This is a genomic window from Gordonia paraffinivorans (genome assembly GCF_900683595.1).
Lineage (GTDB): Bacteria > Actinomycetota > Actinomycetes > Mycobacteriales > Mycobacteriaceae > Gordonia > Gordonia paraffinivorans.
In genome coordinates this window covers 43448-64648 of the sequence record NZ_CAACYD010000005.1, presented here as the reverse complement: position 1 = coordinate 64648, position 21201 = coordinate 43448, and the positions used below count along the sequence as shown (strand labels likewise).

22 protein-coding genes and 1 pseudogene are annotated in these 21201 nt (G+C 67.4%); 11 read left to right on the top strand and 12 right to left on the bottom strand.

The features are described from left to right. Window positions 1-55 precede the first annotated feature (55 nt). The 3 genes from E1P53_RS02530 to E1P53_RS02520 are packed head-to-tail and all read left to right on the top strand — an operon-like array spanning window position 56 to window position 2366. The gene (locus tag E1P53_RS02530; RefSeq protein WP_131733372.1) at window positions 56-568 is read left to right on the top strand and encodes a GbsR/MarR family transcriptional regulator; all 513 of its coding nucleotides are present in this window, start codon (window positions 56-58) and stop codon (window positions 566-568) included. Beyond that, a complete protein-coding gene (locus E1P53_RS02525; protein ID WP_131733371.1) occupies window positions 565-1563 on the top strand; it encodes an efflux ABC transporter ATPase subunit, DrrA-related in 999 nt (332 codons plus the stop codon). The genes E1P53_RS02530 and E1P53_RS02525 overlap by 4 nt, the downstream gene beginning before the upstream one ends. After that, window positions 1563-2366, top strand: coding sequence for an ABC transporter permease (locus E1P53_RS02520; RefSeq protein WP_131733370.1), 804 nt, complete (start codon window positions 1563-1565; stop codon window positions 2364-2366). Before E1P53_RS02525 ends, E1P53_RS02520 begins: the two co-directional genes overlap by 1 nt. Before the next feature lie 14 nt (window positions 2367-2380). Here the strand turns inward: E1P53_RS02520 and E1P53_RS02515 are convergent, their stop codons facing one another. Then, on the bottom strand, window positions 2381-2818 hold the full coding sequence (locus E1P53_RS02515) for a MarR family winged helix-turn-helix transcriptional regulator (RefSeq protein WP_131733369.1): 438 nt from the start codon (window positions 2816-2818) through the stop codon (window positions 2381-2383). Window positions 2819-2889: 71 nt separating this feature from the next. Here E1P53_RS02515 and E1P53_RS02510 point away from each other — a divergent pair, with 71 nt between their 5' ends. Further along, complete coding sequence (locus tag E1P53_RS02510) at window positions 2890-3513, top strand: maleylpyruvate isomerase family mycothiol-dependent enzyme (protein WP_006900523.1); 624 nt, start codon at window positions 2890-2892, stop codon at window positions 3511-3513. A gap of 77 nt (window positions 3514-3590) precedes the next feature. Here the strand turns inward: E1P53_RS02510 and E1P53_RS02505 are convergent, their stop codons facing one another. Continuing rightward, window positions 3591-4004, bottom strand: a complete 414-nt coding sequence (locus tag E1P53_RS02505) for a DUF7715 family protein (protein WP_006900522.1) — start codon at window positions 4002-4004, stop codon at window positions 3591-3593. A 261-nt stretch (window positions 4005-4265) separates the two neighbouring features. Between E1P53_RS02505 and poxB the strand changes: the two genes are divergently transcribed. The 3 genes from poxB (at window position 4266) to E1P53_RS02490 (ending at window position 8536) form a co-directional block, all read left to right on the top strand. Next, entirely contained in the window at window positions 4266-6002 is a 1737-nt protein-coding gene (poxB, locus tag E1P53_RS02500) for a ubiquinone-dependent pyruvate dehydrogenase (RefSeq protein WP_131733368.1), read from the top strand. A gap of 111 nt (window positions 6003-6113) precedes the next feature. After that, window positions 6114-7403 carry an oxygenase MpaB family protein gene (locus tag E1P53_RS02495; RefSeq protein ID WP_131733367.1) on the top strand — a complete coding sequence of 430 codons (1290 nt, stop codon included), beginning with the start codon at window positions 6114-6116 and terminating at the stop codon, window positions 7401-7403. 80 nt (window positions 7404-7483) lie between these two features. Continuing rightward, window positions 7484-8536: a fused (3R)-hydroxyacyl-ACP dehydratase subunits HadA/HadB gene (locus E1P53_RS02490; protein WP_131733366.1), complete on the top strand. Its 1053-nt coding sequence runs from the start codon at window positions 7484-7486 to the stop codon at window positions 8534-8536. A 72-nt stretch (window positions 8537-8608) separates the two neighbouring features. On the opposite strand, the gene E1P53_RS02485 is transcribed toward E1P53_RS02490, so the two are convergent. From E1P53_RS02485 to E1P53_RS02475, 3 genes are all read right to left on the bottom strand, one after another. Next, window positions 8609-9031: a nitroreductase family deazaflavin-dependent oxidoreductase gene (locus tag E1P53_RS02485; protein WP_131733365.1), complete on the bottom strand. Its 423-nt coding sequence runs from the start codon at window positions 9029-9031 to the stop codon at window positions 8609-8611. Window positions 9032-9115: 84 nt separating this feature from the next. Then, complete coding sequence (locus E1P53_RS02480) at window positions 9116-10738, bottom strand: HNH endonuclease signature motif containing protein (protein ID WP_131733364.1); 1623 nt, start codon at window positions 10736-10738, stop codon at window positions 9116-9118. A gap of 245 nt (window positions 10739-10983) precedes the next feature. Then, window positions 10984-11346: an Rv2640c family ArsR-like transcriptional regulator gene (locus E1P53_RS02475; RefSeq protein WP_131733363.1), complete on the bottom strand. Its 363-nt coding sequence runs from the start codon at window positions 11344-11346 to the stop codon at window positions 10984-10986. 97 nt (window positions 11347-11443) lie between these two features. Between E1P53_RS02475 and E1P53_RS02470 the strand changes: the two genes are divergently transcribed. Continuing rightward, entirely contained in the window at window positions 11444-11929 is a 486-nt protein-coding gene (locus E1P53_RS02470; RefSeq protein ID WP_010844638.1) for an ArsI/CadI family heavy metal resistance metalloenzyme, read from the top strand. A 23-nt stretch (window positions 11930-11952) separates the two neighbouring features. On the opposite strand, the gene E1P53_RS02465 is transcribed toward E1P53_RS02470, so the two are convergent. From E1P53_RS02465 to E1P53_RS02445, 5 genes are read right to left on the bottom strand one after another with little or no spacing between them, the layout of a single operon-like run. Continuing rightward, window positions 11953-12363, bottom strand: a complete 411-nt coding sequence (locus E1P53_RS02465; protein ID WP_131733362.1) for an arsenate-mycothiol transferase ArsC — start codon at window positions 12361-12363, stop codon at window positions 11953-11955. Continuing rightward, a complete protein-coding gene (locus E1P53_RS02460) occupies window positions 12360-12785 on the bottom strand; it encodes an arsenate reductase ArsC (RefSeq protein WP_006902068.1) in 426 nt (141 codons plus the stop codon). Before E1P53_RS02460 ends, E1P53_RS02465 begins: the two co-directional genes overlap by 4 nt. Before the next feature lie 41 nt (window positions 12786-12826). Further along, window positions 12827-13510 carry an arsenate reductase/protein-tyrosine-phosphatase family protein gene (locus tag E1P53_RS02455; RefSeq protein WP_131733361.1) on the bottom strand — a complete coding sequence of 228 codons (684 nt, stop codon included), beginning with the start codon at window positions 13508-13510 and terminating at the stop codon, window positions 12827-12829. Next, window positions 13503-14606, bottom strand: coding sequence for an ACR3 family arsenite efflux transporter (gene arsB, locus E1P53_RS02450; protein ID WP_006902066.1), 1104 nt, complete (start codon window positions 14604-14606; stop codon window positions 13503-13505). The genes E1P53_RS02455 and arsB overlap by 8 nt, the downstream gene beginning before the upstream one ends. Beyond that, a complete protein-coding gene (locus E1P53_RS02445) occupies window positions 14603-14965 on the bottom strand; it encodes an ArsR/SmtB family transcription factor (protein WP_109239101.1) in 363 nt (120 codons plus the stop codon). Before E1P53_RS02445 ends, arsB begins: the two co-directional genes overlap by 4 nt. Before the next feature lie 135 nt (window positions 14966-15100). On the opposite strand from E1P53_RS02445, the pseudogene E1P53_RS02440 reads away from it, so the two are divergent. From E1P53_RS02440 to E1P53_RS02430, 3 genes and pseudogenes are all read left to right on the top strand, one after another. Next, a pseudogene (locus E1P53_RS02440) lies at window positions 15101-16373 on the top strand (integrase core domain-containing protein). Window positions 16374-16907: 534 nt separating this feature from the next. Beyond that, window positions 16908-17486 carry a recombinase family protein gene (locus E1P53_RS02435; RefSeq protein WP_006902063.1) on the top strand — a complete coding sequence of 193 codons (579 nt, stop codon included), beginning with the start codon at window positions 16908-16910 and terminating at the stop codon, window positions 17484-17486. Next, on the top strand, window positions 17483-17785 hold the full coding sequence (locus E1P53_RS02430; protein ID WP_006902062.1) for a hypothetical protein: 303 nt from the start codon (window positions 17483-17485) through the stop codon (window positions 17783-17785). Before E1P53_RS02435 ends, E1P53_RS02430 begins: the two co-directional genes overlap by 4 nt. Before the next feature lie 10 nt (window positions 17786-17795). On the opposite strand, the gene cydC is transcribed toward E1P53_RS02430, so the two are convergent. Further along, window positions 17796-19496: a thiol reductant ABC exporter subunit CydC gene (gene cydC / locus E1P53_RS02425; protein WP_131733360.1), complete on the bottom strand. Its 1701-nt coding sequence runs from the start codon at window positions 19494-19496 to the stop codon at window positions 17796-17798. Continuing rightward, window positions 19493-21166, bottom strand: coding sequence for an ATP-binding cassette domain-containing protein (locus E1P53_RS02420; protein WP_131733359.1), 1674 nt, complete (start codon window positions 21164-21166; stop codon window positions 19493-19495). Before E1P53_RS02420 ends, cydC begins: the two co-directional genes overlap by 4 nt. Between the last annotated feature and the right edge of the window lie 35 nt (window positions 21167-21201).

Sequence of the window (21201 nt, the reverse complement as noted above, 5' to 3'; positions counted from 1 at the left end):
CCCAACAGATGACACTCATTTGTGTCATCTCGGAGATGCGCGCACACTGTGACAGGTGTCACTCGATGCGCAGCTGACCTTCGCCGGCCACATGGCCCGATTCTGCGCGCGCCGCTACAGCTATCCGCCGATGGTCGGGCGCGTGCTCGGATACCTCGCCGTCTGCGACTCCCCCGCACCCACCATCGCCGACCTGAGCAACGCGCTGCTCGCGAGCCGCACGGCGATCACCAACGCGATCGCGACGCTCGAGTCGGTCGGCCAGGTGGTCCGCACCCGGGCCGCCGGCGAACGCATGGACCGGGTGTCCATCGACATCACGTCGGCCCGCGGGCTCGGCATGGACAACACCGAATACGCCGAGCTCGGCGCCCTCGCCCGCGAGGGCCTCGAGTTGCTGCGCGACGCCCCGCCGGAGCGTCGCGCGGTCCTCGGCGAGATCGCCGCGTTCACCGACTTCCTCTGCAGCCGGATTCCCGCCCTGTACGAGGAATGGCGGAAGGAACGGGAAGCACTCATCGCCGCGGGTGAGATCCCCTCGCCCCAGACGGAAGGGCGACGCCCATGACCCACCGGCCGAACACCGCCGGCGCCGACATCGTCATCCGCGGCCTCACGAAGAGCTATGGCGCGCATCGAGTCCTGGACGGCATCGATCTCACCGTCCCGGCCGGTTCGGTGACCGCGCTGCTCGGGCCCAACGGTTCCGGCAAGACGACCACGGTGAGCATCGCGTCGACCCTGTTCCCCGCCGACGCCGGCTCGGTGACGATCGCCGGCCACGACACGGTCCGCGACGCACGCAAGGTGCGCTCGCTCATCGGGGTCACCGGGCAGTCCGTCGCGATCGACGACCTGTTCACCGGCCGCGAGAACCTCCGCCTGATGGGCGATCTCCGCCATCTCGGGCGCGGAGAGAGCCGACGCCGCGCGGACGAATTGCTCGAACGCTTCGACCTCGTCGGCGCCGCGGATCGCCCGGTGTCGACGTACTCCGGCGGGATGCGACGACGTCTGGACCTGGCGATGACACTCGTCTCCACGCCACGGGTGATCTTCCTCGACGAACCGACGACGGGACTCGACCCGCGCAGCCGCCGGGTGCTGTGGGACATCATCGGCGGCCTGACGGCGAGCGGCGTCACCATCTTCCTCACCACGCAGTATCTGGAGGAGGCCGACCAGCTCGCCGACCGCATCGCCGTCCTCGACCACGGGCACATCGTCGCCGAGGGCACTGCGCAGGACCTCAAGCGACGAGTCCACGAGTCCGAGATACGCCTGTCCTTCGACGACGACGAGTCCTTCGACGCGGCGCGCACACTGCTGCCGTCGGCGCGTCCGGTCGCCGACGCGCGTCGTCTCGACCTGCCGACCGACGACACCGTGACGGCGATGCGCACGACCCTCAACCTCCTCGACGCCGCGTCGATCGACGTCGCGGACGTCGAGGTGCACACGCCGACACTCGACGACGTGTTCTTCGCACTCACCGGATCGGCGTCGGCCGGCGCGGACGCAACCGGCTACGTCGACGCCGACGACGAATCGGGGGCAGCGTGATGCCGACACTCGCCTACGCCGTGACGGATTCGCGGATCATGCTGCGCCGCAACCTCCGACGGCTCGTCAAGTACCCGATGCTGACCGTGATGCTGCTCGGCCTGCCGGTCGTGTTCCTGCTGCTGTTCGTGTTCGTCTTCGGCGGACAGCTCGGCGCAGGCATGACGACCGCGTCGGGGATCACGGGGCGAGAGGCCTATCTCGACTACGTGGTGCCGGGGATCATCCTGGTCACGGTCGCCTCCGCGGTCCAGGGTTCGGCGATCGTCGTCGCCATGGACATGACGTCGGGAATCATCAACCGCTTCCGGACCATGGACATCGGACGATCCTCGGTGCTCGTCGGCCACGTGCTCGCGAGTCTCATCCAGGCGCTGATCTCGATCGCGATCGTCCTGCTCGTCGCATTGGCGCTCGGCTACCGGCCGACCGCGAATCCCTTCGGCTGGCTCGGCGCCCTCGGCGTCACCGTCATGTTCTCGATCGCCCTGATCTGGCTGGCCATCTACCTCGGACTCGCCGCCGACAGCGTGGAGACCGCCAGCAACTCCCCGATGTTCCTGACGATCATGCCGTTCCTCAGCACAGGTTTCGTCCCCGCGGATTCCCTTCCGGTGGGGGTGAGGCAGTTTGCCGAGCATCAGCCTTTCACCCCGGTCATCGAGGTGCTCCGCGGCACTCTCGGCGACACGCCGGTTCCTGCCGGAAGCGTCATCGCGTCGATCGCCTGGAGCGTCGGGATCGGCGGCGTGTCGTACCTGCTCGCGCTGCGCACATACGAACGCCGGGCGATCACCGCCTGACCGGCACAGCGCCCTCAGCGGTAGGGGTCGGTGATCTCGCGGAGCCGGGTCATCGTCTTCTCGAGCAAGTCGAAGTCGTCGTCGCCGAGGTATTCCCGCCAGTCGTCCTCGATCGACTCGACCTCGCGGGCCGCGATCGCGCAGAGCTCCTCGCCACGCTCGCTGAGAGTGACGAGGCGCGCCCGGCGATCCGTCGGGTCGGACACCCGTCGCAGGTACCCGGCCGCCTCCAGCTGATCGACGATCCCTCCGGCCGTCTGCTTGGTGACCCCGGCCTGTTCGGCGAGGTCGGTCAGCCGCATCGGCTCCGGCGCGAGACGTTGCATGACCCGCGCCTGCGCGAGGGTGATGTCGTCGGCGCCTTCCTCCGCGAGGCGCGCCATCACCCGCCGTTCCATGTGGCGGTGCGCCACGAACATCAGCACGCCCAGAGGCGGTCGCTCATCGGCCATACCGTTGATTTTAGTACGGATGCCTGACTATTATAGTCAGGCATCCTGACCAATTGCGACGGGAGCCGGCCATGGACAGCGACACCCTCTGGCGCCACATCGACCACGAACGCCTCTCGCTGGCCGATCTCATCGAGTCCCTCACCCCCGAACAGCTCGCGACCCCGTCGTCGTGTGAGGGGTGGACCGTCCGGGACGTCGCGGTTCACCTCACCCAGTCGCATGCGGGCGCACGCGAGGTCCTCTCTGCCGCCGCGCGTCACGGCTTTCGCTTCAACACGATGATCCGAGAGATGGCGATCCGGGATCGAACACCTGCGGATGAGGTCGCCGACAAGCTCCGACGGATGGTCGGCTCGCGCCGCCACCCGTTCGGAACCAACGAGCGGGCGCCGCTCATCGACTCGCTCCTCCACGGCCAGGACATCGCGGTGCCGCTGGGGATCGACCGCCCCATGCCCGTCGACGCCGCGGCCGCCGCGGCACGCGAGATCTGGGATGTCGCCTTCCCCTTCTTCGCCCGCCGTCACAACCGGGGACTGCGCTTCGTGGCCACCGACGTCGACTTCGACGCCGGTACCGGCCGCGTGGTCGAGGCGCCGATCCGCGACATCCTGATGCACGTCAGCGGGCGCACCCCGGTCAGGGGACTCCGGTGGCCCGACGACGTGGGCTCCCGCCACCGGGCGGGCTGACCCGACGCCGAGAGACCGTTTCCTCGACGATGCGACCGGTGGCCGGCCGCATCGTCGAGGCATGATCACCGAGCGCCTCAGCCGGCCGGCGCCGGTTCCCACTCGTCGGTGGCGCGATTGTAGGAGACCCGGACGATGTCACCGGTCTCGAGTTGCGCTGCGAGCAGCAGATTCGGCAACAGGAGCTCTATCGCGCAGACCGTGACCGGTTCGGGCGCATCCGGTTTCGCGTCCAGCCTCAGATAGCGAGCCCATCCCGCCGCCTCCAGGTAGGCGATGGCGGCGCTCACGAGATCCTCGACCGTCAGATCGAGGTCACGGACCATCATCGTCGTCGTCGCGCGGCGAGAACCGAGTCCGCCGAACGCGCGGTCGCACCCGCACGTCGGACATTCGCAGACCACCGACGGCAGCACGATCTCGCCCTCGACGGCATGACAGAAGTCATCGTCGCGGGTGGCGCCGGACGAGGTGGCGGTGAGGATCTTCATGAGCGACTCCTTGTGTCGGGCTGCCCCGCCGTTCTCGCGGGGACCACGCCGCCCGGCGTGGCGCGACCCACGTTGTCGACAACCCCCGACACCAAGCGGCGTCACCGCCTCCACCATCCACAACCGACGAAATCCTCCACAGGCGAACATCCGCACCCGGACGCCCCGGGATTCGAGCGGGCGGACTGCGAAGCGGGTCACCGAGACGTCGAGCGCGTCTATAGTCGGCAACACAACCCGGACCCGACGGAACGGATCGCCATGTCGACAACTGTGGCCGAGAGGATCGTCGAAGAACTCGAACGTGCGGGGGTCCGGCGGGCGTACGGGATTCCCGGCGACTCGCTCAACGGTCTGACCGACGCCCTGCGCACCACCGAGGCCATCGCGTGGCAGCACGTCCGCCACGAAGAGGCCGCCGCCTTCGCCGCCTCCGCCGAGGCCGCCCTCACCGGCGAGCTCGCCGTGTGCGTCGGGAGTTGCGGCCCGGGCAATCTCCACCTGGTCAACGGCCTGTTCGACGCCCATCGCAGCCGCGTCCCGGTGTTGGCGATCGCCGCGCACATCCCCGGCGCCGAGATCGGCAGCGGATACTTCCAGGAGACCCACCCGGAACAGCTGTTCCGCGAATGCAGCTCGTTCTGCGAGATGGTGAACACCCCCGATCAGCTGCCCCGCCTGCTCGACGTCGCGCTGCGCACGGCCGTCGAGCAACGCGCGGTGGCGGTCCTGGTGATCCCCGGCGAGCTGTTTCTCCAGGCCTGCCCGAAACGTCGCGCGGGTGCCCCGATCCGGCGGGTGCCGCGCGTCGTGCGGCCGGCCGACGACGAGCTGGCGCGTGCGGCCGACACCCTCAACGGTTCCGAGCGCGTCACGATCCTCGCCGGTGCCGGCGTGCAGGGCGCCCACGACGAGGTCGTCGAACTCGCCCGGGCGCTGCGGGCGCCGATCGTCCATGCGCTGCGCGGCAAGGAGTTCATCGAGTACGACAATCCGTACGACGTGGGAATGACCGGCCTGCTGGGCTTTTCGTCGGGCTACCGCGCGATCGAGAAGTGCGACACCCTGCTGATGCTGGGCACCGACTTCCCCTATCAGCAGTTCTATCCGTCGAAGGCGACGATCGTCCAGGTCGACATCCGCGGCGAGCAGATCGGCCGACGCTGCCCGGTCGACGTCCCGCTGGTGGGCGACGTCGGCGACACGGTCCGCGCACTGTTGCCCCTCATCACCGGCGGCCGCGATCCCGAACACCTCGAGGCGTCGCTCGCGCACTACCGCAAAGCGCGGCGGCGCCTCGACGAACTCGCCGACAACGACCGCAACCGGACCCCGATCCACCCGCAGTACCTGACGAGGCTGATCAGCGAGAAGGCAAGTGACGATGCCGTTTTCATCCCCGATGTCGGCTCCCCCGTCGTCTGGGCCGCGCGCTACCTCACCATGAACGGCCGGCGCCGCCTCATCGGGTCGTTCACGCACGGCTCGATGGCCAACGCGGTGTCGCAGGCCATCGGCGCCCAGTCGGCGTTCCCCGGCCGTCAGGTGATCGCCCTGGCCGGCGACGGCGGCCTCGCGATGCTCGTCGGCGAGTTGCTGACGATCACCCAGAACAGGTTGCCGGTGAAGATCGTCGTGTTCGACAACTCGTCGCTGAACTTCGTCGAGGTCGAGATGAAGGCCGCCGGATTCGTCAACTACGGAACCGATCTGGAGAACCCCGATTTCGCGCGGCTCGCCGAAGCCGTGGGCATCCACGGACGCAGGGTGGAACGCCCCGACGACCTGCCCTCGGCGATCGACGACCTCCTCGCACACGACGGGCCGGCACTGCTCGACGTGACGACCGCGCGCCAGGAGCTGTCGATCCCTCCGACGGTCACGGCCGCACAGGCCAAGGGTTTCACGCTCTACACGCTGCGGACCGTGCTGTCCGGGCGCGGCGACGAGATCATCGACCTGGCCGAGACCAACGTGTTCCGCCGGTTGTTCGACTGATCGCGGTCGAAGAGACGCTCGCACGAGCCCGATGGGTGGGTGCGCACCCCATGCGGTAGTGATACGCATGAAGCAATTCGTCTCATTCCACCGACGGGGTGGATGTCACCGATGGGGGTAACCGTGTCCAGCACGCTGTCGAGTCAGGACGGCACGGGTTCCGGCGCACCCGCGTTCCCCACGGCCGTCGCCTACGACGCCGCGATGTCGAGCCGCACACTGACAGCCGTGCGCGCCGCGGCCCGAAAGATCACCGGCAAGGATCTGTTCCCGGAGCCGGAACATCTGCGCACCTTCGCCGAGGACATGTTCCGCACCGACCCGGTCGCCGAGCGGTTCGTCGACGAGGTCTACGGCTCGCTCGGACCCGAAGCGGCCCGGGCGCTGCTGGACAAGGCGCTGACCGACGGTCTGGACAGCATCGAGAACCCGCCGCCGGCGCTGGTCGAGCTGTTCCGGGAGTTCGAGACGGTGCCGGACTGGGTGGACCCGCAACTGATCGCCGAGGGCGAGGAGATCTGGCGTCGCTGGGGAACCTTCCTGTTCAGCGTGGCCGGCGGGGAGACGCTGGAGATGTACACCGAGGCCGCCGTCGCCAAGCCCCTGTCGCTGGCCGGCGGCTATGCCGGGGACAACGCGCTGCGCCGCTTCCTGGAGACCGCCAGGTTCTGGATCGACGTCTCGCAGCCGGGTGCGCTGCTCACACCCGGGTCGGAAGGGCGGGCCACCGCGATGCGTGTGCGCGTGATGCACGTGTGGGTTCGTCGCACCGTGGCCGGACATCCCGAATGGGATCGCGAACGCTGGGGCGAACCGATCAGCCAGTCGTACCAGCTCCTGACACTGCTCGGCGGGAGCATCGTCCCGGCCCTGGCGCTGTGGCTCACCGGCGTCCAGACGACACCCCGCGAGATCCGGGTGCTGTTCCACTACCAGAAGTACCTCGGGTATCTGCTCGGCGTCCGGACCCAGTGGTATCCGGAGACCATCGGCGACTCGCTGCGCCTGCTCACCTTCGTCATGTCGACCCGCAGCCAGGACGCGGGCGACGACGGCAAGGAGTTGATCGAGTCCTTCCCCGCCGCCTTCGCCAGCGCGGACGCGAGGGGCCTCGAACGCCTCCGCGGCCGGTACAACGCGATGATGTACGCCGCGTACTCGACGATCTACATGGTGCCCACCACGCGCTTCCGCTATCGCATGCCCAATCCGCTGCCGGGCATCGCGCTGATCGTCCTCCGGTGGCCGCTGATGATGGCCGTCGAAACCCTGCGTCGGGTGTCTCCCGGTTTCCGGCGCTTCCACGAGAGGCTGATGTGTCGGCACCGGGAGAACTGGCACCGATGGCAGTCGTCGGGGCGGCCCGCCGAGTTCGCCCACGGCAAGGGCCTCCGGCGCTGACCGTCGATCCGGGTCAGGTGTGTGACGAGAACCCGACCTCGGGTTTTGCCGGCAGACGGCACCCGATTAGCGTGGACGGAATGACGGAACCCCCGACCATCGCAGAAGCGCCGACCGCCGAGGCACCCGATCTCGAGACCCGCGTCGGCCATTACTACGTTCTCGACGGCGCCTACCAGGTGGGCCGCGAGAAGGTACGTGAGTACGCCCGCGCGGTCCAGGACTACCATCCTGCGCACTGGGAGCCGGAAGCAGCAGCAGCGCTTGGTTATCCGGGAGTGGTCGCACCGCTGACCTTCACGTCGATCCCGGCGATGGTCGCCAACCGTGAATTGTTCGAGTCCGTGATCGTCGGCTACGACACCTACGTTCAGACCGAGCAGGTGTTCGAGCAGCATCGGCCCATCGTCGCCGGGGACGAGCTGGTGACCGACGTCGAACTGTCAAGCGTGCGCAAGGTCGCCGGTCGCGAACTGATCACCGTCACCAACACCCTGACCGACGCGCGGGGTGAGAAAGTGCACACGATGCACACCACCGTCGTCGGCGTGACGGCCGAAGAGGTCGACCCCGAACTCGGCGCGGCGGTGCGCAAGGTGATGATGCACGACGTCAACATCTTCAGCCACGACCCCAACCCGGAACTGTACGAGAAGACGGTCCGCCCGGAGGGTGAGGTCCGCGTCGCCGACGGCGCGGCCCGCGCATCGGGCGCCCGTTCCTTCGACGAGCTGTCGGTGGGCGACGAGCTTCCCGTCCACACCGCGCGGATCTCCCGCGGCGACCTGGTCAACTACGGCGGCGTCGCCGGCGACGCCAACCCCATCCACTGGGATGAGGCCGTCGCCAAGCTCGCGGGCCTTCCCGACGTCATCGCACACGGCATGCTGACGATGGGTCTCGGGGCGGCGTTCGTGTCGTCGTGGACCGGGGATCCGGGTGCGGTGACCCGCTACGCGGTGCGCCTGTCGCAGACCGTGCCGGTGTCTGCCGACGCCGGCGGCGAGATCGAGTTCAGCGGACGCATCAAGTCGCTGGATCCGGAGACCCGCACCGGTGTCGTCATCATCACGGCCAAGTCCGGCGGTCGTAAGGTCTTCGGACTGGCGACGATGAACATTCGGTTCGCCTGAGAATCCCGCCTTCGACATCAGAGCCCCCGACGTTCACGTCGGGGGCTCTGATGCCTGCGGGCTGCAGAAGAATCATTCGAGAACGAACACCGGGATCTCTCGATCGGTCTTGGTCTGGTACTCGGCATACGGCGGGAACGCCTCGACGGCGAGCTTCCACCAGTGGGCCCGCTCCTCACCGCTCACCTCACGTGCGGTCAGCTCTTTGGCCTCCGTGCCGTCCTGGACGGTGACCTGAGGGTTCGCCTTCACGTTGTAGTACCACGCCGGATGCTCGGGGGCGCCGCCCTTGGAGGCGACCATGGCGTACTTGCCGTTCTCCTCCACGCGCATCAGCGGGACATAGCGCTTCTTGCCGGACTTGGCACCCGTGGTGGTGAACAGGACGATGGGGCGTCCCATCACTTCGACACCTTCGGTGGTGCCCTGTTCCAGGATCTTCTCGGTCTGTTCGCGGACCCAGCCCTCGGGGCTCAACTCAGCTTTGGCGGTCATGGTCGGCTCAACAACCCTCAGCCTGCGCCTATTCCCTGCGCCCTCCGTCGAGCTCCCCTCGTCGGCGATACCGCCGACGGCGCCTCAGTTCGGGTAGGCGTGGTCGAGTAGCGCTGCGTAGAGCGCGAGTTCGGCCGGTGTGGCGTTGTGCAGGTCGGTGTAGTGGAACCGTGGTGGGTGTGGCGGATCGTCGGGCGGCCCGGGTTCGGGTTGTCCGTGTTGGTCGGGTGCCCTGCGCTGGTCGGGCTTGTCAGGTGTGGGGTGGATGTTGTTGCGGGTCTCGGTGAGGATGTGTCGGAATCGGTGGCCGATGTCGGGTTTTCGGTTGATCCGTGGGCGTCGGGGTGGTGTGCCGGGTGCGGTGTTGAGTTGCCAGGTGCAGCGCCCGGCGTCGGGTCCGCTGCCGATCATGCGGGTGGTGTAGTCGCCGGGGCGGTTGCCGATCATGTGGTGATGGCGGGTGCAGGCTGGGGCGAGGTTGTCGATGTCGGTGCCACCACCGTCACCCCAGTCGGTATGGGCGTGGTGCATCTCCACACGCGTTGCGGGCACATCGCAACCGGGCGCGGAGCAGGTGTCGCCGCCGGGACGGGCGAAGGACGCCAGGCGTTGTTCCATCGACGCCAGACGCTTGCCGCGTCCGAGATACAGCGGTGCGGCGGTGGCATCGACGAAAATCGCCAGCCACGGCTCCACCCGGCCGGCCATGGAGATCAGGCCCTCGATGTCGATGAGGGTGCCATCGGCGGTGGCCGCCAGCCCGGCCGCACGCTGCAGATCTGCCAGGTCGGCTTTGACGATCAACTGGATGGGCAACCCCCGATGAGTTTTGCCGAGCAACCCGTCGTCGAACACCGCTTGCAGCAGTGCATTGAGGGCGTCGTGCTGTATCTGTGCCGGGGTACGCAGATCCCGTTGCGCAGCGGCTTCCAGCCGCTCGGGGTCGGCGTCCTGGATCGCCCCGGTCGGTGAGTCGGGGTCGTTGGGGTTGTTCATCCCGGGGCGCGCCCACACATCCAAGAACGTCGCCAGGCGTGCGCGCAGTTCTGGGGTGAGGGTGGCGGTGAGTTTCGATGTGCCATCAGCGCGTTGCCGGTTGATCCAGAGCTTGCGGCGTCGTCTGCGGTCCTCGAGGTCGGTCAAGACCCCGTCGGGGTCGAGGTGTGCCAGCAGGCGGGCGCCGGCACGCTCGATCTCCGGTGGTGTCATCCAGGTCGCGTACTCGGCCATCGTCCGTTCGGCAGCAGCCGTCACGTCATGGGCTATTGCGGTGGGGATCTGATCGAGCACGTCCATCACCGCGTGGACGTGATCGGGGCCGACGCGTCCGTCGGCGAATGCTGCAGCCAGTGTCGGGTTTTCGGGTTCGAGGGGTTGGCCGGTGAGGTCGATGAACGTCGCGATGGCCTGCACGCGGGTCCGACGCCGGCCCGGCCGGGTCATCCGCAGCACATCGTGCATGTAGGCCAGGATGTTGCGCCGGCCGGTCTTACGCGGCAGATCGCGGGCGGCGACCTCCACCACCTGCTGATCACCGGCGAACGCCAAACGGTTTCTCGCGCGCTCGGTTTCGGCGGCCACATACTCCACCTGCGCATCGGTCAACGTCGAAAGCTCAGCCCGCTGCAGCGCGGCGCAGAGCCGGTGGATCTCGTCGACGATCGCCACAGCATCACAAGGAGCGTCGACCGATGTTGTCTCGGTCATGACGATCACCCCCACAGTCCGCTGATCGAATGTATGTTCGATTCTACCCCACCCCCGACTTCGCACATGTCATCTCGCAGGACATCGGTGACACTTTCGCATCAAGACATCGGTGACAGTTTGAGGGGTCTAGGTGGTGACACTTTCATTGGTGTCCGCCACGCAACGCTATGTGCGTTGCGTGGCGCGGTTGCCGACGAGGGGGAGCCTGACGCAGGTGCTCAACTGACCGCGCCTGCGACGGTTCAGCAGCACCCTGTGGTGGCGCTGAGAACGCTGCGTAGCGCTTCCAACGACTCTGGCCGTGCGCGGTAGTAGACGTTCACCCCTCGTCGGTCAGGTGCGACCATGCCGGCCTTGCGGAGCTGCCCCAGGTGGTGGCTCGTGGTGGCCTCGGTGAGGCCGACCGCGGTCGCGAGGTCGCAGGTGCAGATTCCGTTCCCGTTGTCGGCGAGCAGGATTGAGACGAGTTTGATCCGGACCGGATCGGCCAGGGCCTTGAGTCGCAGAGCGATTTCTAGGGCGGTGTCGTCATCGAGCGGAGCCGCGGATACCGGTGCGCAGCAGATCGGGGCGCTGATGTCGACCATCGGCAAGGGCTTCGGCATGACCAGATCGTACGCCCCTACTTGACATATGTCGAAAAGGTGGCACCCTGCATGTGTCAGTAGTTCGATATATGTCTCACAGGTGAAGGTGATGGTCATGTCCCGTATGCAGCTCGCGCTCAACGTCGATGATCTCGATACCGCGATCGAGTTCTACTCCAAGCTGTTCAACACCACCCCGGCCAAACGCAAGCCGGGATACGCCAACTTCGCGATCGTCGAGCCGCCCCTGAAACTGGTGCTGCTAGAGAACCCCGGCCAGGGCGGCACGATCAACCACCTCGGCGTCGAGGTCGAATCGAGCGAGAAGGTGCACGCCGAGATCGCCAGGCTGTCCGGGGAGGGCCTATTCACCCAGGAGGAGATCAACTCCACCTGCTGTTTCGCAACGCAGGACAAGGTCTGGGTGACCGGACCGGCGAACGAGAAGTGGGAGGTCTACACCGTGCTCGCCGACTCCGACACGTTCGGGACCAGCCCGAAACTGTTGGAGCAGAACGCCAACGATGACGTCGAGCAGGGTTCGGTGTGCTGCGGTGGCAGCGCCGCCGAACCGGCTGAGGTGCGCACTGCTTGCTGCTGAGGGGTCGTGGCTTGCGCTCTCGCCTACCGCGCGATGCGGTCGGCGAGGGCGCGGATCCGGTTGGTGATGTCGTCGCGGATTAGTCGCATCCGTTCGATACCGTCGATGCCCCGTTCGGAGGGTTCGTCGGTGTTCCACACTTCGAGGGCGACGCCGTCGGGTGGGGTGACGTCGGCGGTGCCGACCACCACGACGAGATCTGCAGTTTGCATCAGTCCGTCGGTGAGTTGCCGCGGCTGATGCCCGTCCACGGTGGCGCCGACTTCGGCGAGCGCCTGGGCGGACAGCTCGTTGACCTGGCCGCCGATTTTCGCGCTGGTGCCGGCCGAGGACGGGGTGATCCGGTCGGTGACTGTCGGTGTGAGGTGTTCGGCCATCACCGATTTGCCGCGGTTGGACACGCACACGAACAGCACCTGCGGTGGTGTGCTCACTGGCCGACCTGCTGGTTAGCGGGGAGCAGTTCGTCGAGGAGGTCCGCGACCAGTGCGCGGATCTGATCGCGGATCGGGCGGACCGCGTCGATGCCTTGGCCGGCGGGGTCGTCGAGGGCCCAGTCGCGGTAGCTGACGCCGGGGAATACTGGGCATGCATCGCCACAGCCCATGGTGATCACCACATCGGAGGATTCGACGGTGTCGGGGGTGAGGACCTTGGGTGACTGTGCCGAGATGTCGATACCGACTTCAGCCATCGCCTCGACCGCGGCTGGATTGATCGAGTCGGCGGGCGCAGATCCGGCGGAGCGGACCTCGACACTGCCCTGGCTGAGCGCGGTGAGGAACCCCGCAGCCATCTGTGAGCGGCCGGCATTGTGGACGCACACGAACAGCACGCTAGGTCGAGAGGAAGACATGAGACACAGTCCCTTTCAGCTGTGGAGGAATGCTCGGAAAGTCACAGATGGTTGGCCGTGAGCTCGGCAAGGAGCTCACGAACCCGGGCGTCAAGGTCATCGCGGATCGCGCGAACCTCGCCAAGTGGACGGCCTTCAGGATCGGAGACCGTCCAATCGAGATACCGCTTGCCGGGATAGATCGGGCACGCGTCGCCGCAGCCCATCGACACCACCACGTCAGCGGCGGCGACCACATCGTCGGTGAGTGGTTTGGGGTACTCGGTACCCAGGTCGACGCCAATTTCTGACATCGCTTCGACGACGGTCGGGTTGATCGAATGAGCCGGCACCAATCCGGCCGAGCGCACATGTACCCGACCTGTGGCGTGGTGGGTCATCAATCCGGCAGCCATCTGCGAGCGGCCGGCGTTCTGCACGCAGATGAACAGGACTTCGGGCACATCCTTGGGTACCGCCCCCTCAGCCTGCGCTAGGGCGCGTAACCGATCGGCAGCGAACCGGCCCGCCAAGGTCGTCAGATGCGCATGCACCCGGGAGGTGCGCCGTAACGCGGTGCAGGACTCGAAAACACAGCGTTCCACCGTCTGTCGAGACACCACCCCCTCGTACTTGGCGGCCAAGTCAGCTGCGGTACGGGCGAGCACGGTATGCGGCATCAGCAGCTCGGGTTGGGCGCGGTGTTCGCCGCGACTCAGCTGTTCGTCCAACACATTCTCAGACATCGCGAACAGGCTCCTTCGACACATCTGGGCTGGAGGCGGTCGTCGGACTGGTGAAGCGTTTCCGCAACGCCAGAGACACATAGACCAGCGCGACGAGGACGGGCACCTCGATGAGTGGGCCGATGACTCCGGCAAGAGCCTGACCGGAGGTCGCACCATAGGTCGCGATCGCAACGGCGATGGCGAGCTCGAAGTTGTTGCCGGCAGCGGTGAACGCCAGCGTGGTGGTCCGTGCGTAACCCAGCCCCATCACGGCGCCGAGGACGAATCCGCCACCCCACATCACCGCGAAGTAGATCAGCAGCGGCAGCGCGATCCGCACGACGTCCCACGGGTGAGAGGTGATCTGCTCCCCCTGCAAGGCGAACAGGATGACGATGGTGAACAGCAGACCGTAGAGGGCCCACGGCCCCAATCGCGGGAGGAACGAGGACTCGTACCATTCGCGGCCTCTGGCCCGTTCACCGATGCGGCGGGTGAGATAGCCGGCAACCAGCGGGATTCCGAGGAAGATCAGCACCGACTTCGCGATCTGCCACGGCGAGGTGTCGATGGTCGTCTGTTCCAGGCCGAGCCATCCGGGTAGCACCGAGAGGTAGAACCAGCCCAGCACGGCGAACATGATCACCTGGAACACCGAGTTCAGTGCGACGAGGACGGCAGCGGCTTCACGGTCGCCGCACGCCAGGTCGTTCCAGATGATGACCATCGCGATACAGCGCGCCAGACCGACGATGATCAGCCCGGTCCGGTACTCCGGTAGGTCGGGGAGCAGAAGCCAGGCCAGCGCGAACATCAACGCGGGTCCGACGATCCAGTTCAGCAGCAGCGATCCCAGCAGCAGGCGACGATCGCCGGTGACCGAGTCGAGTCGGTCGTAGCGCACCTTCGCCAGCACCGGATACATCATGATCAGCAGTCCGAGAGCGATCGGCAGCGAGATGCCGTCGATCTCCACGGCCGCCAGGGCGTCTCCCAGGCCGGGAACGTTGCGGCCCAGCAGCAGGCCGGCGACCATCGCGGCGCCGATCCACACCGGCAGGAATCGGTCCAGCATCGACAGCTTGCCCGCGACCGCGGTGTCGGGGGCGGTCACTGGCCCACCTCACACGAGCGTGTTTCCCCCACGACCGTGGCGAGATCGTCCAGCAGGTCCGACAGTTGCTGCAGCGCTTCAGCGTTCACCCGGTAGTACACCCACGTCGCGCGGCGCTCACTGGTCACCAAGCCCGCTTCGCGCAGCACCTTCAGGTGATGTGAGATCGTCGGCTGCGACAGCTCGAAGGGTCCGGAAATGTCGCACACGCAGGCTTCGCCTCCCGGATGCGCGGCAACCTCCGACAACAACCGCAACCGAACCGGGTCCGCAAGCGCCTTCAACAGTGGGGTGACAGCCCCGGTCTGGTCACCACTGAGGCCGCGGCCCGGTGGCAGCAGAAGATTCTTATTTGACACTCGTCAATATTGACCTACGTCGATGCACGCGACAAGGCGTCGCTTCCGTTTAGCGGGCACGACACGCCCGATGGGCTCCAGCCAAGCCGGCACCCTGGCCTTCGGTTCACACTGCAAGCACTCGACGCTCAGGCGGTGGTAGTTAACGAACCTATCGATCCTGTCGTGCGGCTGGCGATCTCGCAGTGGCCTGATGATGCACCCCGCGGAGCGGTCTCGACATTCTGCGCGAACACGGGATTTCGCGGAAGTCGTTCTACGAGTTGCGTAAACGAGCACGAGCGGATGGGCCGTCGGCGGACCTGGAACCCCGCACCCGCCGCCCGAAGTCGAGCCCGTCAGCGCTCAATGACGAGGTCAAAGCGCAGGCGGTGGCCGTGCGCGCCGCTCTGGAAGCCTCAGGTCTGGATCACGGGCCGATCAGCGTGCACGACAAGATGCAGTCGATGGGGTTGACTCAGGTGCCCTCAACGGCCTCGCTGGCCCGGATCTTCCGCGAAGCCGGTGTCGCTCGCTGTGAGCCAAAGAAGAAGCCCCGCTCGGCGTGGCGGAGGTTCGTCTACCCGGCGCCGAATGCGTGCTGGCAACTCGATGGCACCGAGTACGTCCTGACCGGTGGACGCAGGTGCGTCATCCTGCAGCTCATCGACGATCACTCTCGCTACGCCGTGGGCTCACATGTGGCCGCGGGCGAAACGGCTGAGGCTGCGATCGTCGTGTTCGACAAGGCAGTGACCGCCCACGGAGTACCTCAACGACTCCTCACCGACAATGGGCCCGCGCTCAACCCCTCGCGGCGCGGCCGTCTCGGTCAGCCCATCGAGCACGTCCGCGTGCTCGGGGTGGAAACGATCACCGGCAAGCCCTACAAGCCGACCACGCAGGGAAAGAACGAGCGATTCCATCAGACGTTGTTCCGGTATCTGGACAAGCAGCCATTGGCTGACACCCTGGCCGAGCTGCAGGCCCAGGTTGATGCGTTCGATCACATCTACAACACCCAACGGCCTCACCAGGGCCTGCCAGGGCGCGTCACGCCACTGGCCGCGTGGCAAGCCACACCGAAAGCCCATGCGCCACACCCGATAGCCGGTGGATCACTGTTCAATCGGCCTACATCGCGCCCGCCCGCGCCGCGCCCAACCGCCGATCTACCCGAGGGCGTCCTGGTCAGGACTGTCAGCACTTCCGGCACCATCAGCGTGGACTCAGTCACCTACATGGTCGATGTGGACCACGCCTTCGACCAGGTCCTCGTCGTCGCCGACGACAGCGCGATCTCATCGCGAACACCGATGGAGAGGTCGTAGTCGAACACCCTCGACCCGCTTCCGGAGTTCGCTACGTCGGCAACCGACAACCCCGCGGCCCACGCCCCACGAAGACCAGACCGTCACCGAAGTCCTGACACAGAACTGTCACCGAAGACCCGATACATCACACTCCGACTTCGCACAACTTTCCCACAAGGCGCGTGAGCTCGAAAGCCATTGCGGCACCTGGAGATCCCATCCACACCGGAAAGACTTCGCTCGACAACACCATGCTCATGACGCCCGGAGCGCACCCCGCCGCCGAGCAACCACCACAGCAAGGCCGGGCGGTGACACACACCCAGACGCATACCGGTCCGACGAACCCCGCCACAGTCGGCCCAAGCCGATCGCCCCCCGCCCGGCAGACGACCCGAGCCAGCGCATAGACCCCATCACCCACGCAACCGGGACACACGGCCCCGAGCTGCCGCAGAGTCTCGAAATTCACCGCGCGTCGCAAAACATAACGAGACCCTATTTTGAGACACCAGACGTGATTCGCCTTGCCACCAAACACGACAAACCAACCGAGTCTCGAAACCTATCGGCGCGTCTCGGAACCATTACGAGAGTTTTGAGATAGTGTTCCGATCGTGACAGCAGACGCGACAGGTGGCGCACCGAAGATGGCCCTCGGATACGCGCGGGAGACACCGGGGGCTCATCCCCTCGGACCACAGATCGATGCCCTCACCGAGGCCGGGGTCGATCCCGGACGGATCTACACCGATGCGGCCGACCGGGCACGCACGGCGGACCGCCGTCCGGGGATGACCGCACTCCTCGACTACGCTCGTCCGGGCGACACCACGGTGGTCGTCGGGATGGACAGGCTCGGCCGGAATGTACGGGAGGTCATGGCGGTTGCACGCGAACTCGCGTCTCGCCGTATCGGCCTGCGCTCGTTGCGGGAGGGCATCGACACCGACGATCCGGCAGGCGCCATGATCGTCGGGGTCCTCGCATCGCTGGCCGAACTCGACGACGACACCACCGCCCGCCCGACGCACACACGGTCGCGGACAGGTACGCACTCGCGGCCCGCGTCGAACATCGGCCGCCCGCGAGTGCTCGACGACGACCAGGTTCTGCGGGCCGAGCAGATGCGCGCGGCCGGCGAGTCGGTCTCGCGCATCGCCGAGGCCCTGGGGGTCAGTCGCGCCACGCTCTACCGGACCCTCGCCGAAAGGCGGTCCGTGCGGTGAAGGACCACGGCGAAGACCTCCCCGATCTCGACATCGTGACGCCCTACGGCGTCGTCACCCGACTGCCCACGTCGTTCCCCATCTACGACGCGGAACTCGACGCACATCTCGACGCCGACCTGTTCCAGAAGGGTTTCGAGGACGCCGAGGCCGAACTCTGCGCGCTTCCGCTCCCCTGGCGCATGCGGCTGGCGACCAAGGTCCTCGACAGTCCTCCGGACCCGGACGACGACGAGCCCAGCTACACGCGCGGCTACCGCGCCGCGATGTACGGGTACGTGCGGCACGGCCGCAGATGAGCTGCGCCGCTCAGCACGCGCTCGCGGTGGACTCCTCCACGATCACCTGCCCGTCCCGCACGCGACAGACCATGTCACACCGGTCGAGTGTCGACTCGCGGTGGGTGATCCACAGGACCGTGCGCCCTGCCCATTCGCGGCGTAACCGAGCGACCACCCGGGCCTCGGTGGCGGCGTCGAGCTGACCGGTCCCCTCGTCGACGACGATGACGGCGCCGTCATGGAGGATCGCCCGGGCCAGGGCCAGGCGTTGCCGTTGACCGCCCGACAGGGTCCGGTCGGAGATCGCCGTGTCCAGGCCGTCCGGCATCGCGCGGACGAAGGTGTCGAGATCGACGGCGTGCAGGGCTTCCCACAGGCGCTCGTCGGTCGCCTCCGGGGCGCCGAGTCGGAGGTTGGCGGCGATCGACGTCGGCAGCAGGTAGGGGTCCTGGTCGACGACGGTGACGCGGTCACGGAGAACGTCGACCGGGATGTGTCGCAGATCGTGCCCGTCCCAGAGCACCCGGCCCACAACGGGATCCCAGATCCGGGCGGCGAGCGCGCCGAGCGTGGACTTCCCGCTGCCCGTGGGACCGACGACGCCGACGAACCCGCCCGCGGGCAGCGTCAGGTCCACGCGGTCGAGAACGCGGCGACCGGGTCGACCCGGATGCGCGAATGCCACACCGTCGAAACGGATCTCGGGGGCAGATTCCGGCGGGTGCCAGGCATCGGCCGTCGACGGGCCCGGAGTGTCCGATGTCCCATCGGCGATCTCTCGTATCCGACGCAGTGACGACGTCGTACTGCCGAGGAGCGCGGCGAACGCGTCCACTGCCTCGAGAGCGGGGAAGGTCGCGAACATGACGGCCACCATCGCCGCGATCGTCGCCGCATCGGCGCCACCGGCGTGCGCGGTCACCACCACGGCGGCGAGAGCACCCACCTGACACGCCCTGGTCAGCGCGACCCGGGCCGCCGACCACCTCGCGACCACCCGACGACGGACGGCCAGGTCGCGCTCGACGCGGTCGAGTGTCCGCATCCGTTCCGGGGCAGCGCCGAAGGCACTGATCTCGCGGAGACCCGCGATCGAATCCGCCAGGTGCGCCGACACCGTTCCGAGGTGCGCGACGATCGCCGCCTCGTTGCGTCCCACCCGCCTTCGCCCGACGAACGGAACACCGGCCCCGAGCACCACGACGGACACACCGACAGCAAGCGCGACGCCGGGGTAGCCGATCACGATGAGCCACAGCAGGACTCCCGACGGCATCACCACAGCGGCGATCGCCGGAACCACCGTGTGCGCGAAGAACACCTCGAGTCGGTCGATGTCCCGGGTCACCCGACCCAACAGATCGCCGGTGCGGTGCCGGTAGGTGATCGCGGGCGCGAGCGCCGCCAGCCGGCGGTAGAAGAACACCCGCATCATCGCGAGGACCCGGAAAGCGACCCAGTGCCCGGTGTAATGCTCGAGGTAGTGGAACACTCCCCTGATCGCGGCGAGGGTGAGAACGACCAGCAGGACCGAGACCGCCGACCCCGAACCCGTGGTCACCGCCGACACCGCCGCGTGGGCGGCGTATCCCAGCAATGCCGCCCCGGCAGCCAGTTCCGCGACCCGGCATGCGATGGAGATCAGCAAGGGCCACAGCACAGGTCGGCCGAAGGACAGCAGCCAGCGGGTCTGCGATGCCCGCCCGTCCGGAAGTGGGTGCTCGGTCATCGCCGTACTCTCCTGATCGTCTCGGTTTCACGGTTCATCTCGACGTCGTCCATCACGGACTCGGTCGGGTGTCGGCTCGTACTGCCGATGTCGACGGCGCGGTGGGCAAGTGCGGCCAGGCGCGGCGAGTGCGTCGCGAGAACGACGGTCTTCCGCCCCGCCAGCGAGGCGATCGTCTCCGCGATGAGTTCCTCCGAGCGTGGGTCGACGTGGCTGGTCGCCTCGTCGAGGATCAGCACCGGCGCATCGCGCAGCAGCGCACGGGCCAGCGACAGTCGTTGGGCCTGACCGCCGGACAGGGCCGTTCCGAACTCCCCCACCTCGGTGTCGAGACGTCGGGGCAGTGCGGCGATCTCGTCGGCGAGCCGCGCCCCGCGCAACGCCGTCCACAACTCGGCCTCGGATGCGTCCGGACGGGCCAGCCGGAGGTTGTCGGCAATGGTGCCGGCGAACAGGTGTGTCTGCTGGTGAACGATCGCCACGTGTGCGCGGCCATGAGCCGGCGCACCGCCGAACTCGACGCGTCCCCGATCGGGCACGAGGTCCCCGGCGAGCATGGCGAGCACCGTCGATTTGCCCGAACCCGACGGCCCGGTCAGCGCCACGATCTCGCCGGCACCGACCTGCAGGGTGAAGCCGATCAGCGTCGGTTCACGGTCGGGATAGGCGAAGTCGACGTCGATGACACCGCACGACACCGCGTCCGACCGCGCGGACGCACCCTCGGGCGCCGACTTCTGCGCGGGCTCGGCCGGCAATAATCCCGCGACCTCCATCTCGGCGGCGACGCCGGTCATGCCGATGTAGAAGAACTGGCCGATGTGGTCGAGGGGCTTGGTCAGCAGGACCGCGAGCAGGACGAGTGCGACTGCGCGGGGCGCGTCGAGCTGCCCTGTGGAACCCAGGTGGACCGCCGTGGCCGTTGCGGCTCCGACCAGCCCTCCGTAGACGACGACATCGGTGACGAAGAGGATCGCCTGATTGCCCAGCAGCAGACGCATCACGCTGCGACGCTGGGACTCGCTCGCTGCGGCGAGATGTGCCGCGTGGTCGTCGACCCGCCCGTACAGCGACACCGTGCGCAGACCGCGCAACGCGTCGAGGAACTCTGCGGCGAGCCGCCGCGATCGTTCGCGGTGACGATCCGATGACCGCTGGAACAGGCGCTGGAGGCCGCCGACGACCGGCGGTGCGAGCAGCAGGAGAACGAACAACAATCCGGCGACCCGCCAGCCGATCGTCAATCCGATCACCACGAGAACGACGAGCGGGGTGGTGACCGCGCCGATGATCGTCGCCACGAAACCCCCACGCAGAGCGGCGATCTTGTCGGCTCCGTCGGTCGCGGCGGACACCAGGCGCCCGGCGGCCGGCAACTCCGAACGCGCGACGAGGGTGTCGGCGCCGTAGATGCGCCGCAAGAGTGCGCGGCGGACCGCGACTTCGACGAGGCGAGCCGCCCGGTCGTCGACGAGCGGGATCGATGCGACCGCGACGACGAGCGCGCTGCTCGCCGCTGCCAGGACTCCCCACCGGTTCCCCGACCCCGGGTCGACGACCAGTTCGCCGAGCGCGAGGTAGATGACGCAGGTCATGACGACGCTCCACCAGGCGAGTCCGACGCTCACCACGGTGAGACGTCGAACCCGCCGGTCGATCGGGAAACCCATCGCGACTTCCTTATTGAAAATGATTACTGTTATCG